Below are 16,979 nucleotides of genomic sequence, written 5' to 3'. Positions count from 1 at the left end.
TAGAAAGGAAGTAGGTATTTGACGAAACCTTCTTCCACCTCCTTGTTCGGGAAACCCAGTCGATAAATGCCAAACTCAGGATCATAGCCCTTGATGGTCAGATACCCGCTTTGGTAGATGACGGGTATGGGATTGTTCGAGGCGGAGTCGATGCTGTTCAGCACATCGGCGTCGGTCTCCGTGTTGGCCATCTCGTAGAGGTCGTAATGGGTGTGCTTGAGCAGCTCCACGAGGTAGGAGGGTGTTCCGGTCTCGAACCAGTAGTCTCCGAATTCCATCTTAGCGAAGGTATTCAATAGGCTGAATGGATTGTATATACCCTCGGACTTGGCAGTGAAATGGTATCCGTCATAGCGTTGCTTGAGTTTTAGGCAGGTTTCCTCGTAGGTCGTCATTTGGGTATCAGCCAGTTCCTTCACTTCGTCATCCAGATAGGCATGTATCTCTTTCTCTGTGATGCCGCATATCTCGACGTACCGATTATCCATCGACAGGTCCATGAGGTTGTTGAGGTCGCTGAATACGCTTACCTTGCCGAACTTGGTCACGCCGGTCAGGAACGCTAGGCGGATATATCCGTCCATGCTCTTCAGAACGCCGTAAAACGCTTTCAGTATAGAGCGGTAGGCCTCCTGTAACTCCGGATTCCCGATCGCCTGTAGCAAAGGCTTGTCATACTCGTCTACCAGTATGACCACTCTCCGTCCTGTTCTCTCATAGGCACGGCGTATCACGCCGGTGAAACGATCGGATGGTGTTATCTCTCTCTCGTCTTTCCCCCACAGGTCTTCCCAAAGGTTCAGATAACGTCGTAATATACTCTCTAATGCCCCAGGGTCAGAATATCTCTCCGCATTTAAATCCAAATGTAAGATGGGGTATCTTATCCAGTCTTTTTCCAATTTCTCCATTGCCAGTCCCTCGAACAGCTCCTTCTTTCCTTGGAAATAGGCCTCCAGCGTGGACAGCAGCAAGCTTTTCCCGAAGCGTCGGGGGCGGCTGAGGAAATAATATCGTCCGGTTGTTACTAATTGGTAGATTAGGGCGGTCTTATCAATATAGAGATAACCATCTTTGCGAAGGCTCTCGAAGTTCTGTATGCCGATGGGATAAATTGTCTGGTTCATATCGTCCTATATTTTATGCGACTTATAAGCAAAGTTACATAAAATATAGGAGAGGAACCGTATCTTTAGAAGTAAATTTTCAACAATAATATCTTACTATGAAGTAGATTTATAACTTGCTGACAGTAAGATGGATAAATATGCTTGTCGAATTTCCGTAAAAACACGTACATGTTTTCACGGATTCACGTACGTGTTTTTGGGAATTCACGTACGTGTTTTCCGAAAAACATGTACGAATAAAAAACAAGTCTGGAAAAACAGACAATAAGTAAGAAGTTTTTATTCCTTATACTTAGCCACCATAATCACGGGGTTGGATTCCTCATTCAATCCCGCTGCGATCTCATTCAAGCGGCCTTTCAGCTTACCTTTCTCGTAGTCTTCCACCAACTCATTGGCTTCTAGTTTCTTTATGAAAGCGATCCCATCGTTATTGATGATCTTTAGTATTCCGTGTTCGTACCACATATCAACGGGTGTCTGATCTACGAAATCGTTATTATATACGACACACTCAAAGATAGCGTCCTCTTGTTTATCATATACCAAGTCGGTTCTGGGGAATCCGGTTTCTTTCTCAAAATCCCATTGTTTCTTTGTTGTTTGCATGAAATAATACCGGTCGGTAAGAATACTTGGATAAAGAAATACTTCCGGGGCCATAGAGCGGATAGGTGGAGCCCTTACGATAAAGGGTTTGATAGAGTGATCTTGGGAATAACTATAAATCGTATCTGTAGATGGCTCTATTAAGACCCAACTTCCATTTTGGGAAATTAATTCGGTATTACGAGGTCCTGCGGACCAAATTCCTTTTGATAAAAACGGTGATATCTTATGCTCATAAGGGAGTTCGATTTCCTTGACAATGCTCCCGTCTTGTTTGGACAGGAGCCAAAATGCGCTTTTTCTCAGATTTTTATAATTGCCAATCTCATCGTAGCAGATTAAGTTGTCTTGATCGAAATTGTATATCTTCCCGCTATTGAAATTAAAATCTTTATCGTACTTTAAAGTTCGCTTAAAGTTTCCGGACAGGTCGTATACGATAAACTGGCTCGAATAGTAGTTGTTGATAAACAGCTCACCTTTCTCCTCATCGAGGGCAATAGACCCGATATTCGTGTATTCTTGGCTACCTTGGCCGCTGCGGTTGATTTTTCTCTGGCCTTTTCCGGTCCGGTCGAAGATAAATATATCTCCGTCTTGTCCGTTCTTGTTTCTAAGGATTATGAGATTTTTGCCGATGGCTTGCATGCTGGCTGAGGTTATGAATTCCTCATTCGTTTCTAATGGGATGTATTCCACATCCAAAAAGTCTTGAAGAATCAGTTCCTTCTTCGGATAATTTGCCGTGATATCCACGGTTAAAAAGTCGTTAGCCGGTTGCTTACCACTTTCGCATCCCGTTATCAGGAACAGGATCATCGCAGAGATTGTGAGTATAAGTTTCATGGTAGTATGTTTTTAAAGGTGTCCCTTTAGCAAACATATGCTTTTCTCACTGTTAGAAAAATATTTTATACATCTATTTTCGTGAATGTGTTGTTTAACATTATCTTTGCAAGTCAATGAACGTGAATATGGAAGATGATTTTGATATAAGGGATGCCCGGATGCCGGAAAACGAACGAGAGTACGAGAACGTGCTTCGGCCGCTTTCGCTCCGTGACTTCAGCGGGCAGGCGAAGGTGGTGGAGAACCTGAAGGTGTTCGTCATGGCTGCCCGCATGCGTAAGGAGGCGCTGGATCATGTGCTTTTGCATGGACCTCCCGGGTTGGGAAAGACGACGTTGTCGAATATTATAGCGAACGAGTTGGGGGTTGGTTTCAAGGTCACGTCGGGGCCGGTGCTGGATAAGCCGGGAGATCTGGCCGGGGTATTGACCTCGCTGGAGAAGAACGACGTGCTTTTTATCGATGAGATTCACCGGTTGAGCCCGATCGTGGAGGAATACCTGTATTCCGCTATGGAGGATTACCGGATCGATATCGTGATCGATAAAGGACCAAGCGCTCGCTCGATACAGATCGATTTGGCTCCGTTTACATTGATTGGCGCTACGACCCGTAGCGGCTTGCTGACTAGTCCGCTGCGTGCCCGTTTCGGCATCAATATGCACTTGGAGTATTATGATATGGAGACGCTGACGAAGATCGTGCTCCGTAGTGCTAATATCTTGAATGTAAAATGTGAGTTGAACGCCGCTAGGGAGATCGCTTCCCGTAGCCGGGGTACGCCTCGTATCGCCAACGCTTTATTGCGCCGTGTGCGTGATTTCGCTCAAGTGAAGGGGAACGGAGATATCGATAAGGCGATCGCTTGCTTCTCTCTGGAGGCGTTGAATATAGACCGGTATGGCTTGGATCAGATCGATAATAAGTTGCTGACGACGATCATTGATAAATTCCAGGGAGGCCCGGTCGGATTAACGACGATCGCCACGGCTTTGGGCGAGGACCCCGGAACGCTAGAAGAAGTGTACGAGCCTTTCTTGATCAAAGAGGGCTTTATCAAACGCACGCCCCGTGGCCGTGAGGTCACCGATTTAGCTTATACCCATCTGGGACGTAGCCGGGTGGGGGAACAAGGTTTTTTATTTGATTAGACAGATACGATATGGCAGGAGGAATGAAGCGGCTCGCTAAAGAGACAGCCGTTTATGGATTGAGTAGTATAGTGGGGCGTTTCCTGAATTGGATGTTGGTGCCGATGTACACACGTGTGTTGGCCGGGACAGGGGATTATGGGATCGTGACGAATTTATATGGTTGGACAGCCCTGTTGCTGGTCTTGCTTACTTATGGCATGGAGACGGGGTTCTTCCGTTTCATCAATAAGAAAGAGGAGCAAGAGCCGATGCGGGTGTACGCTTCCGTGCTGTATTGCCTGCTGGGAAGTTCGGCGCTGTTTAGCGTAGCGGTTTTCGCTTTGTTACCATCTATTAGTGCCGGCTTGGGATATGGCGACCATCCGGAGTATATCGGGATGATGGCGGGTATCGTGGCGGTAGACGCTTTTTGTTGCATTCCGTTCGCTTATCTTCGGTATAAGGGGAAAGCATGGCGTTTCGCCGGGATTAAGTTGCTGAGTATTTTCTTGAATATTATCTTGAATATATTCTTCTTGATCACTTGTCCGTGGTTGCATGCGCACTATCCGGAGGCGATAAGCTGGTTCTATCGTCCGGATTATGGGGTAGGCTATGTATTCGTGGCGAACGTGTTTACGACACTGATAACCTTATTGCTTTTGATCCCGGATATCTTGCCGGGCATACGGGCGAAAGTAGACGGAACGGTATTGAAACAAATCTTGCGTTATTCCTTCCCGATCCTCATTCTAGGTATTGCCGGTATCTTTAACCAGACGGCAGATAAGATCCTGTTTCCATTCTTGTTTGATGATAAGGAGTACGCGAACGAGCAATTGGGTATATACGGCGCATGCTTCAAGATCGCCGTGGTGATGGTGATGTTCACGCAGGCTTTCCGGTATGCCTATGAGCCGTTTATTTTCGCTAAAAACAAGAGCGATGATAATAAGAAAGCCTACTCGGAAGCGATGAAATATTTCATCATATTCGCCTTGTTTATCTTCCTCGGGGTAATGTTCTATATCGATATCTTGAAGTACTTTGTCGGGCCGGCTTATTATCCCGGATTACGGGTAGTGCCGATCGTGATGCTGGGCGAGTTGTTCTTCGGTATTTATTTCAACCTCTCCTTATGGTATAAGCTGATCGACCAGACACGATGGGGCGCCTATTTCTCCACGATCGGATGTGTGGCCACGGTCTCTATCATCTTGCTGTTCGGTCCCTCGTACGGTTATATGGCTTGTGCGTGGGCATCGTTCTTTTGTAATTTATTGATGATGCTTTTATCCTATTTTGTAGGACAAAAGAAATTCCCGATCGAGTACGACTTGAAATCCGCATTTCTTTATTTCGGAGTGGCGACGGTGTTATACGTGGCAGGCATGGCACTGCCGATACAGTCTGAATGGCTCCGGTTGGGATACCGCACGATCTTATTAGGCGTATTCATCGCATTTATGGTTAAAAGGGATTTACCTTTACGAGAACTCCCGTACGTAGGACGTTTCTTCCGTTAATCGGTAGGTTCGGAGGGCTTGGACGGCGTGGCGATTGGCATCGTGATAACGAAGCGTGAGCCTTTCGTATAAGACGGATCTGTCTTTATCTTACCGTTTAGCCGGTTAACGATCAAGCGACATAGGTAAAGCCCCAGGCCAGAGCCGGGAATGAAATCATTGGTCTTCGTGAAACGCTCGAATATCCATTCCTGTTTGTCTTGAGGGATGCCGCAACCCGTATCTGTTACCGACAAGGTCACTAAATTGGCTCCGCTATCCAGATGGTATGAAAGCGTGATGCTTCCTTTCTCCGTGAATTTATTCGCGTTTGCCAGCAGATGCGAGATGATCAAACTGAAATAAGCACGGTTGGTCAAGACCATATCATTCTCCTTATCGCCTTCCACCACATAGTTGATCTCCGGCTTCTCTTGATATTTCTTTACCTGTTGCATCTCATGTAAACAAAGCTCATGGATACGTGTGGGAACAAGAGGAAGGGAATCATTGCCGCTATCAAGCTGGGCGATCTCAAGGAGATTGTTCAGCATGGAAGTCAAGTGGTAACAGTTTTCATAGATAATACGGCTGAAAGCCTGTTTCTCGTCCATGGAGATATCGTCGTTGGTGATGAGTTCCGAGAAACCGTTGATTGCGTTTAAGGGAGTCCGTATCTCATGCGACATATTCCGGATGAAGGCGGTCTTCATCTCCTCGCTTTCTTGTGCTTTCTGGTTCGCTATCAAGACCAGCTCGTTAGACTTCTGCAATGCCCGATAGAGGGATCTCATTTTGCCTAGCCGGAAAAAGATATAGAACACGGCGCATAAAGCTAGAAGCAATAAGGATATATACAGGTAATTCTCTTTCTTGCTTTTCTGTAATTCCAATTCCAATGATCTCTTTTCGATCACCAACTCGTTCGCCCCTTTCTCGATCTCCAGATTTTCCATTTTCTTCCTGAGTTCTTGCATACGTAAGGTGTCTAGCAATACAGCGTATTCCTTGGATGTCTCATAGGCTTCCTTGTACATCCGGAGGCTGTCGTAAGCGGCAGCTTTCGCGGACACATAAGCGATTACATGTTCCTTGTAAAGCGGTATCTGTTTGGAGAAATTGATCAAAGAGTCACTGAACTCAATGAATTTCTTATAGTCCTTAATACCTAGGTAATAATTCGATGAGGTGTAGTAGAGCTCATACTCCGGGGCGGCGCTAGCTGATTCCGGATAAGCCTTCAGCAGATTCATGAACTTACGGTAATAAGAGGTCGCCAAATCCTTTCCAATAGCCTCGGCGCTAATGGCAAGGTTTGAATAAGCGCTTAATAATTGACGTTTGTTGACTGCGTAAGGACGTTTCCTCATCTCCGGGATGTTAGAGTAACCTAAGATCGTATTTAGGTAACGGGTAGCATATTGTCCTCGTTCTTGAGGGTTACTCGCATAAGCGCATAGCATGAAATAGGTGTTAGGCAAGAAATTGTACGCATATCGTAGGGGCAGTTTTTCCGCCTCGGCCAGAACATTGTCGAAATATTCTCTTCCTTGCTTAAAGTCCTCCTTAAGCATATTTTCTTCCATAATGCTGTTGCTGACAGCCATACCAAGTATATAATTGCAGGCTATTTTCTCGTAGGGAGACAATTTATCAGGTTCTTCCAGCTTGAATAGGCAATTCATGAGGACTTTCTTTCTCGGTTCACCGGATGTGTAGAATATGACGCGCGTATCTTGTATCATTTTCATGAACGACACGAGGCTGGCTCTGGCTTCTCCTTTTAGCTCCTGCTCGGCCTTGGCGATGTAGATATTTGCGCTATCGGTTTGGTCCGTGTTGATATAACGTCGGAGAATCTCGGTCAACGCCGCTTCCTTATAGTAATTGTCATTCGCTTTTAAGGCCTCCTGATAGAGTTGTTTAGCGTTTACTAATATGTCATCGTTTCGTGAGATATCCATTAAATTGGTAAGGATTTCCAGTCTAGAGCGTTCGGAGGTTGCTTTTTGCAAGGCGCTTTTAAGCGAGTCTGGCGTTGTCGTTTGAGATGAAACGACAAAGGACGTAAACAATAAGCATAAAAGCATTAGATATCGTTTCATACAAATAGGATCTCTTGTTGTTGTATTGTAAATGCAAATATACGTAATCTCACCATAAAAAAGCTATTAAATAGTTAGAAAAACAAACAATTGGAATATCTTTGCATAAATATGGGACAAGATTAATACCGCATGGAAAAAGGATTGCTACATAAACAGATTATGGATTTTTTTGTCCGTAATTTCGACGTCAGGCAGGACAAAGAGGATGAGCTGGAGACGATAGAATCCATTAAAAAGGGGATAGAGTTTAAGGGGACGAACTTATGGGTACTTATTTTCGCTACGTTTGTGGCCTCTCTCGGATTGAATACGAACTCTACGGCCGTGATTATCGGCGCCATGCTGATCTCGCCGTTGATGGGACCGATCATGGGATTCGGCTTGGGATTGGGAATCTCCGATTTCGAGTTGATCAAGCGTTCGTTCCGTAATTTCGCTACCGCTACTATGTTTAGCGTGATTACCTCCACCTTATATTTCTTGATCTCACCGATCAGCGAGGCGCAAAGCGAGTTGCTTGCCCGTACGCAACCTACGGTATACGATGTATTGATCGCTTTCTTCGGCGGTCTGGCCGGAATCGTGGCGAGCTCGACAAAGAGTAAGGGTAACGTGATTCCGGGTGTAGCTATCGCTACGGCTTTGATGCCTCCGCTTTGTACGGCTGGATTCGGGTTGGCGAGTGGCAATTTGTATTACTTTTTCGGTGCTTTTTATCTGTATTTTATCAATACGGTTTTTATCAGTTTGGCTACGTTTGTCGTCGTTCGTTTGTTGAAATATCCGAAGAAAGTTTTCTTGGATAAACAACGGGAAAAGATCGTGACTCGTTACGTGGGTATCATTGTTTTTTTCACGATCGTGCCGAGCCTTTTCTTGAGTTATAACTTGATCCGGAGTAGTTATTTCAATGATCGGGTACGTAACTTCGTATCGGAGGAGTTGACTTTCCCGAATACGCAAATCTTGAATAAGGTCGTTACGGATACGAGCGAGAAAAAGGAGGTGAAAGTAGTCTTGATCGGCCAGACGGTACCGGATGAGATGATCGCTAACGCCCGGGCTAAATTGCCTAAGTATGGATTGAAAGATGTGCATTTAGTCGTGCAACAAGGCTTCGGACAAGAGGCCACGGATATCAATGAGTTGAAAAGCCTCTTGATGCAGGATTTATATAAGAATAGCGAGGAGGTACTACGTGCGCAGACCATCCAGATAGATTCGTTAAAACGACAGGTTGACAAATATCAGAGTTATAGGCGTTTGACATCCGAGTTGATCCCGGAGATGAAGGTTCTTTTCCCCTATGTAGTTGAGGCATCTTGCTCGAATACGTATATCGTGAATACGGAGACGGCGAAGCCGGATACGGTTATGCTGGTTTATCTGAAAAGTAAGACGATCATTAAAGATGCGGAACGTAAGAAGATCAGGGAATGGCTGTCGGCTCGTGTGGAAATGAAAAATATTAAATTACTAATCGAATAATTTAGACTAATCAGAGTAGAATGAAGTTGATGAAAAGAGTGTGGGCGGCTTTGTTGCTTTTAGCCGCTTCCGGCCAGTTATATGCCGATGAGGGCATGTGGGTGCTGAAGGAATTAAATAAGCAGAATTTGGCGAGAATGGCTGAGTTGGGTTTTACCCCATCCTATGATCAGTTGTATAGTGAGACGGATCCTTGCGTGGCGAACGCCGTGGTAATCTTCGGTGGGGGATGTACCGGTATTACGGTCTCTAACGAGGGATTGATCTTCACGAATCACCATTGTGGTTTCGGAGCCATCCAGCAGTTGAGTAGTGTGGAGCACGACTATCTGAAAGATGGTTTTGTCTCTCAAAGTAAACAGGAAGAACTTCCGGTTCCAGGCTTGACGGTACGTTACCTGAAAGAGACCGTAGACGTGAGCGATCGTATCAACAGCCAGATCTCCGGTATCGAGGATGAGTTCCAGCGTTTGTCGGCGGCTGATTCTATCGGTCGTGTGATTTGTGATTCCGTGGGAAATAATGAGTTCCTAGCGGCTGATGTTGTCCCTTTCTATAGCAATAATAAATATTTCTTGGTGGTGTACGATGTTTATCGTGACGTGCGTATGGTTTTCGCTCCGCCTAGCTCTATCGGTAAGTTCGGTGGCGATACGGATAACTGGATGTGGCCTCGGCATACCGGTGATTTTTCCGTATTCCGTGTGTACGCCAACGCAGATAATAAACCGGCGGAATACAACGCGGATAATAAGCCTTATACCCCGAGATATGTAGCGGAGGTGTCTATGCAAGGCTATCAAGATAAAGATTATGCCATGACAATCGGTTTTCCGGGAAGCACGGATCGTTATTTGTGCTCTTGGGGCGTGCAACAGCGTATCGAGAATAGTAATAAGCCTCGTATCGAGGTGCGTGGCATCAAGCAGGGCATCTGGAAAGAGGCGATGTTGGCTAGCGACGCTGTACGTATCAAATATGCTTCTAAGTATGCGGGAAGCTCCAATTATTGGAAGAACTCGATCGGTATGAATAAAGGATTGGCGAATCTAAACGTGATCGAACGTAAACGTGCGGAGGAGACGGCCTTCGCTGATTGGGTAGCGAAAGATCAGGCCCGGGGCGCTAAATATGGCGAGGTCTTGAATTTGCTGGAAAAAGGATATACCTCGACCAATAAATATAGAGAGGCTTTGACCTATTTGAATGAGGCGTTTTCTAGTGGAGCGGAGATTATTCGTTTGGCCCGTATGGTGCAATCGGTGGATATTGAAGGAGCTACCCCGGAAGAGATTACTGTCTTTTTAGAGGATCGTATCCAACCGTTCTTCAAGGATTACGAGCCGTCTTTGGATCAGAAGGTACTGGCCGCGATGATGAAGATCGCGAAAGAACGTGTATCTCCGGAGTTCTTGCCGGATATTTATACGAGCGTTGATAAGAAGTATAAAGGAAATTATGAGAAATATGCGGCGGATGTATTTAAGAAGACTTCCTTATTGTCGTACGACAAGATCGCCGAGATGTTGAGAAATCCGAAGCAATATGAGAAATTGAGAAAAGATCCGGCGGCGGAACTGAGCTTGTCCGTATTGGTGTCTATCTTCCAGTTACAGCAGTTGATGGGCGATGCGGAGTATGATATCGCTAAGGGAGAACGTTTGTATTTCGCGGGCTTGAAGGAGATGTATCCGGAGAAAGCTTTGTCTTCCGACGCTAATTTCACGATGCGTTTAAGCTATGGTTCTATCGGAGGGTATCGTCCTTATGATGCCGCATGGTACAATTATTACTCAACGGATAAAGGTATCCTAGAGAAAGAGGACCCGACGAGCGATGAGTTCTGGGTACAACCGGAGATACTGGATCTGGTTCGTAGCTGTGATTTCGGACCTTATGCGAATGAAAAAGGGGAATTGCAGCTGTGCTTCCTCTCGAACAATGATATCACTGGTGGTAATTCCGGTAGCCCGGTATTCGATAAAAACGCCCGTTTGATCGGACTTGCTTTCGACGGTAACTGGGAGGCGATGAGTGGTGATATCGCTTTTGAACCGGATTTGCAACGTTGCATCGGCGTAGATATCCGCTATGTCCTTTTCATGATCGATAAATGGGGTAAATGCCCAAGGTTGATTGAAGAGTTGAGGCTCGTTCGATGAGAGAAAAAAGAGATGGGCATCCATGATTTTCGCGGATGCCCATTCTAAGGAGCTAATAATGCCCATTGTAAGGTGCTTTGAATGCCTATTCTAACAACCTTACGATGGGCATTGTAATATCCTATACGATAGGGAAGTTCTAAATGCCTAATTTAGACTTGATTGCCTTTGGTATCGCATCCTTATGTACCATGATATAGATCGTCTTGGCACGGACAAAACTATCGGACATGTTCAAGTATCCGCCGAAAGTATTACGCTCGGTTCCCCAAGAGTTCTTCGTGATATAATATTTCGTGCCGTTTTGATCTTTGGCGATGCCGGTAAGGTGCATCAAATGGTCATCGGTCGTGACGAACGCCTCGAAGCCTTCTTGACGGACCTGCGGGGTGACGTTTACTTCCGGGAAAGGTTTCTCGAATTTGTAGACTTCCTCCAGACGTTCCTTCTCGTCCATTTTCTCAAAGCGAGCACGGTCGGTAGTCGAGTAATCTTCCACCTTCTTTACCTCCGGGTTGATCGCCACGCCATTCTTGAAAGAGAAGCCTTTCTCGCTCACGTCGCCATCCCAGCATACCGTGTAACCGTTATTCAACGCATAATCCGCTACTTCCATCATTTCATTCAATGGTAGGTTATACATTTGCGCATGCTCCCAGTTATCGGGAACCTCTACCTCGAATTTCTGGTAATACGGATGATGCGTGAAGCTTGTCAGCTCGATATAATCGTCCATATTCAACCCTAGGGAGGCGGCGAATGTCTTCGGGGTATATTCCTTGCCTTGATAGGTGAATTTCTCCGGAAGCTTGCCTAGGTAGGTATCGAATAGGTTATCGATTAGTTTGTAATATTCCGGGCTCCGTTTTTTCATATCCACGGCGGTCGTTGCGATCGCCTTGATGTATTTTACCATCTCGGCATGATTGTGCCGGTCGGAATCGTAGTTGATACCCGAGTACACCTCTTCAGGAACGATACCTACTTGGTTGAAAGCGTTCATGAAGGTGTGGGAGAGACTTCCTTGACCGATATTACCTCTACCTTGGCGGACATAATTATCCTGCAACTGGTTCATGTATTTCTGGCGGACGATAAACATCTCGGAGAGATCGTACGTCCCTTTTCCCATACGGAGTAATTCGGACTCCATGAAAGAGGTCGTGGCGAAACACCAGCAGGTTCCCGTGGATGCTTGATTCTTGACTGGCGTGGCGGGTACCTTTACTACATCCGTAAATTGGTAGCCTTGAGCGAATGTGCTCAAGGAGCCTAACGCTAAGGCGCATGATAGAATGAATGTTCTCATTGTATATGAATTTAAGTTTATATTATTATTGTAGAGACGGGGCGTGCCTCGTCTTTACTATCGGATGTGGTGATTAGAAGCCTCTTTCGAATTGGGTCCAGAATGAGTCTCCCATTTCTCTCCAGCGTAGCATCGTGGCTCCGGCGAAATCGGCGGTATATCCGGTTAGGTATTCTTTTGCGGCCTCCTCACCTTGTTGGGTAAGAATCTCTTTGTAACGGCTCTCTACGAAAGGAAGTTCTGTCTGCCCTTTCTCCGTAAAATGGGCGATAGATGCTTTCATACGATCTTTAGTCGCTCCCCAACGTACGGTAGCGAGTTTATTGGCACGACGGAAAGCCCATACGGCGGCATCTTCCCGGTAACGGTGCTGTCCGCAAACCTTGAAGCAAGCCGGGAGATCTTTCGTCCCACAGAAGATGGGGATGCGGGGGCTTTGTCCGGGATTATCATAGGCCATCCAAACCACGCCGCCTACCGCATTGGGTAACCAGTCACGTAACTGGATCACGGTAGAGTAGGAGCATTGTGGTACGGCAACCAAACGGTAGCTTTTTACGGCGTCCGGTTTTAACCCATTCAACATGTTCACCATATCCCGAGTCATCCAAGGATTGGCTACCGGACTGATAACCGTATCGGTCTCGTTACTATCTTTTTTCTTTACGGCTACTTTCAAGTTCTGGGTCATATCGTATTCCGTACCCTCGTACGTTTCGGAGAGGAGAGCCATCACATCCGTTACGGATACTTGCCGGTCCGGCTTTACGCTGATGGGAAGTTCTTCCGCGTCATACGATAAACGTAAGGAAGGCGCTAATTTATTCAATATAAAGAACTCACGGATACTGAAGGATTTCATCTCACCGGAATAATTTCCGCCTCCATACGCTTCCCAGAAGCGGAACGGTTTCTTTCCGTCCCAGAAGCCCATGCGCTTGGCTACCTCGAATACGTTGGCGGAAGCCATGCAATTGTCCGTATCTTTCGGATCGACCTTAGAGATACGCGGGATATTCGCCGATACGCCTACATGATCGTCGGGGATACGGATCGCCGCCCATACGCCACCGATCTTATCCGGACCCTCGCCGAAGACCTCGAAATGCCATACCTCTTTTGGATCCGCTATCGTAAGGCACTCGCCCCAGTCGCCATATCCGTATTTCTCGATCAACTCGCCCATCACACGGATGGCATCACGGGCGGTCGTGCAACGTTGTAAGACGATTCGCTGAAGTTCCTCGATCATGAACATACCTTTCTTGTTGACAAGGGCTTTCCGGCCGGTGATTGTTGTTTCCCCGATGCCTAGTTGCTTCTCGTTCAGGCAAGGATAGGCCGTGTTGAGGAATTGATACGTAGACCGCGCTTCGGGCAGTGTTCCTTTCGCGATCATCCCCCGGGTTCCCTCGTCATATTCGGTATGCATACGTCCGGTATAGACCGTGGTTGTCGTATCGTGATCGTACGAGGCGGAAGGTACGATATCCATCCAAGTGCGGTAATTGCTATCGCAGGTGTGGCTAGTCATCACGGAGCCATCCGCCGAGGCTTTTTTGCCGACCATGATACTCGTACAACTCTCCGGGTTCAAGATCGGCTCCGGATACTGGATTTGTTGCGCCACCGAAACGGATAGGCTGGCGCAAAGCATAAGAACATAGGTAAAAAGTTTCTTCATCTTTCTTGTGTTATTTAGATGTTTGTATCAATTAAATTTGTAGGCCGCTTTTCGTACGTCTTTTACGGATTTGAATGGCTTATTGGGTTTTAGATGCTTGGCGAGGAACTGGTAGATGCCGAGTCGTATCTCGGAAGCTTGTTTCGTGTCGGTCCGGTCGAAGCTATGGGCACCGGGAGCACGGTCGAATATTTTGTAGTCGAACTTCTTTCCTTCGGCCTTGAGAGCGCGTATCATATGCTCTACTTCCACTACGTTCACGTCATCGTCGCTAGTATTGGTATGGATGAGCAGGGGATCTTGTAGTTTTTCCGCATGCCAGACCGGTGAGCGGCGTTTGTATTCCGCCATATCCTCCCGGGGAGTCTTCCCGATATGGCCTTCGTCGGAGAAGATTTTCCGATAATCATCGGTGGAATATCCCATGCGCATGATCACGTCGCTTACCGGTACTCCGGCGAAACCGCATTTATATTTACCGGGGTAGGTGAAGAGGTTCATCAGTGTGATCATTCCCCCGTGGCTCCATCCCATGATACCGATACGATTGGCATCTACGATATCGAAATTCTCTACTATATAATTACGACTAACGTAGACATCCTCGTTTTCTAATCCTCCGTAATCGATATTATCGTAAGTAGCTTTGCCATACCCCGTGCTACCCCGGTATTCGGCGGAGACCACGATGTATTCCTGGGCGATCAGTTCCCGGACGATATGGGCGTAATACGTGTTGAAATCTGCGTGTACGCCACTATGCGGGAGAACGATCAAAGGATATTTCTTGTCGGGATCCACACTTTTAGGGATGAAGATATAAGTCCAGAATTTCAGTTCGTTTCCGGCGCTCATCCCGGTAGGATTCGTTTCTTTCCAGCGGGCGGGGCCGCAAAGGTAGACTTTGTCGATATGGGCGATGTCGCCCACTTTCTCGTACCATAGGAGGTCATCTACCTTCTTTACGACTTGGTCAAAATCATGTTGGTAGTTTTGCGCTATGGCATAGTTTGCTCCGAATATAAAGAAGAGGCAAAAGCAGGAAAGATGTTTAAGCAGTGTCTTCATGTGACTTATCTTTGAATTTGTGATTGACTGTGATTTTCCGGCTGTAAATATACAATAAAAGAAGCGTGATCCGTAATAAACGAACCACGCTTCTTTGATAAATTATGTATAAGTTGTATGTTACTTGCGTTTCTTCCTGCTACGAGGAGTGTCCTCATAGAATTTGCGCTTCGGTTTGTCGTCACTACGGCTGGAACGTCTGCCGCCACGGTCTCCACGGTCACTTTCCCGGCGGCTGTCTCTGCCTCCTCTACCGCTATCCCGTCTGTCTCGGAAGCCATTGCCTCCACGACTGCCTCCACGAGGACTACGTCCACCTTTTCCTCCCTCGCCTTTCGCTTGCGCCGGTTCCACGGAGATACGTCGTCCGTCTACCTCGAAGCCGTTCATCGAGTCCATGACACGGTTGGCTTCTCCCTCTTCTACCTCAAAGAATGAGAAATTATCACGTAAGTCGATACGACCGATACGAACCTTGCCTGGTACGCACTTGTTGACTAACTCGATAAGTTGAGGAGGCGTAAGCTCGTCTGTCTTTCCGAAGTTGATAAAGAAACGGGTGTAACCTTCTTCCGCTTCGCCTCTGCCACCCCGTTTACCTCTCTCTCGGGGAGCGTTCTCGTCTACAACCTCGATATCATCGTTATCTTTATAATAGTCGATCATCCGGTTGAACTCCAAGGATACGACACGTTTGATGATATCTTCCTTATCCAGCCATTCCAATTTACGGTAGATAGAAGGCATCAAACTGGCGATTTCCTCCTCGTTCACTTTCACTTTCTCGATTTGGTCTACCAAGTTGAACAATTGCTTCTCACAGATTTGCTCACCGGTAGGCATCTCGCCCCTGTCGAATTTCTTGTTGATGATCCGTTCGATCTCGCGAATCTTGCCTTTTTCCCTTACGTGGCAGATAGAGATAGCGATACCCGTTTTTCCCGCACGGCCCGTACGTCCGCGGCGGTGGGTATAAGATTCTACCTCATCCGGCAGACCGTAATTGATTACATGGGTTAAGTCATCCACGTCCAAACCACGTGCGGCTACGTCCGTAGCGACCAATAACTGGATATTCTTGATACGGAACTTCTGCATCACGTAGTCACGTTGCGCTTGGCTCAGCTCGCCGTGCAAGGAGTCGGCGTTATAACCGTCTTGAATCAATTTATCGGCGATCTCCTGTGTCTCCTTACGGGTACGGCAGAAGATGATACCGTAGATGTTCGGGTAATAATCGGCTAGACGTTTCAAGGCGAGATATTTATCCTGCGCACGAACCATATAATAAATGTCGCGGATATTCTTGTTTCCCTCGTTCTTCCTGCCAATGACGATCTCTTTCGGATCCTTCATGTATTTCTTGGTGATAGAGGCGATCTCTTTCGGCATGGTAGCGGAGAAGAGCAGCATATTTCGGTTTTCCGGTATAGCCGCCAAGATCTCGTTGATACTGTCGGTGAAACCCATGTTCAACATCTCGTCCGCCTCATCGAGGATGACGTTCTTTACGTTGCTTAAGTCAACCGTCTTGCGGTTCATCAAGTCGATCAAACGTCCCGGGGTAGCCACTACCACGTGTACACCTCTCTTCAGTGTCTTGATCTGGCTCTCTATACTGGAACCTCCGTATACAGGGAGAACCTTCAGGTTATCGATGTATTTAGAATAATCGTTCAAATCATCCGCTATCTGTAGGCAAAGCTCGCGTGTCGGACAAAGGATAAGCGCTTGGGGCTGATATTGAGAGACATTGATCTTTTGCAGGATCGGCAGGCCGTAAGCGGCTGTCTTGCCGGTTCCTGTTTGTGCCAATGCGATTACGTCGTTATCTTCTCCCAGTAAGAAAGGAATCACTTCTTCCTGTACGGGCATGGGCGATTCGTAGCCCATCTCTTGAATTGCCTTTAATATCGGTGCGGCAACTCCTAATT

General features: G+C 46.7%; 11 protein-coding genes. 4 read left to right on the top strand and 7 right to left on the bottom strand.

Going from position 1 to position 16,979, the window contains the following annotated elements; genetic code table 11:
* The coding region (locus DWY79_RS02125) for an AAA family ATPase (protein ID WP_122368758.1) at positions 1-1,127 on the bottom strand (1,127 nt) is incomplete at its 3' end.
* A 282-nt stretch (positions 1,128-1,409) separates the two neighbouring features.
* Positions 1,410-2,585 carry a 6-bladed beta-propeller gene (locus DWY79_RS02120; RefSeq protein ID WP_005863873.1) on the bottom strand — a complete coding sequence of 392 codons (1,176 nt, stop codon included), beginning with the start codon at positions 2,583-2,585 and terminating at the stop codon, positions 1,410-1,412.
* 128 nt (positions 2,586-2,713) lie between these two features.
* On the opposite strand from DWY79_RS02120, the gene ruvB reads away from it, so the two are divergent.
* A complete protein-coding gene (gene ruvB, locus DWY79_RS02115) occupies positions 2,714-3,739 on the top strand; it encodes a Holliday junction branch migration DNA helicase RuvB (protein ID WP_010182716.1) in 1,026 nt (341 codons plus the stop codon).
* A gap of 11 nt (positions 3,740-3,750) precedes the next feature.
* Positions 3,751-5,247 carry a lipopolysaccharide biosynthesis protein gene (locus DWY79_RS02110; RefSeq protein WP_008778890.1) on the top strand — a complete coding sequence of 499 codons (1,497 nt, stop codon included), beginning with the start codon at positions 3,751-3,753 and terminating at the stop codon, positions 5,245-5,247.
* Here DWY79_RS02110 and DWY79_RS02105 read toward each other — a convergent pair.
* Complete coding sequence (locus DWY79_RS02105) at positions 5,244-7,331, bottom strand: sensor histidine kinase KdpD (RefSeq protein WP_122368757.1); 2,088 nt, start codon at positions 7,329-7,331, stop codon at positions 5,244-5,246. The genes DWY79_RS02110 and DWY79_RS02105 overlap by 4 nt on opposite strands.
* Before the next feature lie 132 nt (positions 7,332-7,463).
* Here DWY79_RS02105 and DWY79_RS02100 point away from each other — a divergent pair, with 132 nt between their 5' ends.
* Both DWY79_RS02100 and DWY79_RS02095 read left to right on the top strand, forming a co-directional pair.
* Positions 7,464-8,822 (top strand): TIGR00341 family protein, encoded by a 1,359-nt coding sequence (locus DWY79_RS02100; RefSeq protein WP_122368756.1) that lies wholly within the window; start codon positions 7,464-7,466, stop codon positions 8,820-8,822.
* Between the two features lie 29 nt (positions 8,823-8,851).
* On the top strand, positions 8,852-10,984 hold the full coding sequence (locus tag DWY79_RS02095) for a S46 family peptidase (RefSeq protein ID WP_005863884.1): 2,133 nt from the start codon (positions 8,852-8,854) through the stop codon (positions 10,982-10,984).
* Between the two features lie 139 nt (positions 10,985-11,123).
* On the opposite strand, the gene DWY79_RS02090 is transcribed toward DWY79_RS02095, so the two are convergent.
* The 4 genes from DWY79_RS02090 to DWY79_RS02075 form a co-directional block, all read right to left on the bottom strand.
* Positions 11,124-12,293 (bottom strand): aminopeptidase C, encoded by a 1,170-nt coding sequence (locus DWY79_RS02090; RefSeq protein WP_005860557.1) that lies wholly within the window; start codon positions 12,291-12,293, stop codon positions 11,124-11,126.
* Between the two features lie 73 nt (positions 12,294-12,366).
* The gene (locus tag DWY79_RS02085; protein ID WP_057327051.1) at positions 12,367-13,977 is read right to left on the bottom strand and encodes a dipeptidase; all 1,611 of its coding nucleotides are present in this window, start codon (positions 13,975-13,977) and stop codon (positions 12,367-12,369) included.
* A 27-nt stretch (positions 13,978-14,004) separates the two neighbouring features.
* A complete protein-coding gene (locus DWY79_RS02080) occupies positions 14,005-15,045 on the bottom strand; it encodes a S9 family peptidase (RefSeq protein ID WP_057327052.1) in 1,041 nt (346 codons plus the stop codon).
* Between the two features lie 120 nt (positions 15,046-15,165).
* Positions 15,166-16,938 carry a DEAD/DEAH box helicase gene (locus tag DWY79_RS02075; RefSeq protein ID WP_048926899.1) on the bottom strand — a complete coding sequence of 591 codons (1,773 nt, stop codon included), beginning with the start codon at positions 16,936-16,938 and terminating at the stop codon, positions 15,166-15,168.
* Positions 16,939-16,979 lie beyond the last annotated feature (41 nt).

Origin of the sequence: Parabacteroides sp. AF27-14 (assembly GCF_003635425.1) — a bacterium.
GTDB classification, from domain to species: Bacteria; Bacteroidota; Bacteroidia; order Bacteroidales; family Tannerellaceae; genus Parabacteroides; species Parabacteroides distasonis.
This window is presented reverse-complemented; position numbering and strand designations above follow the sequence as displayed.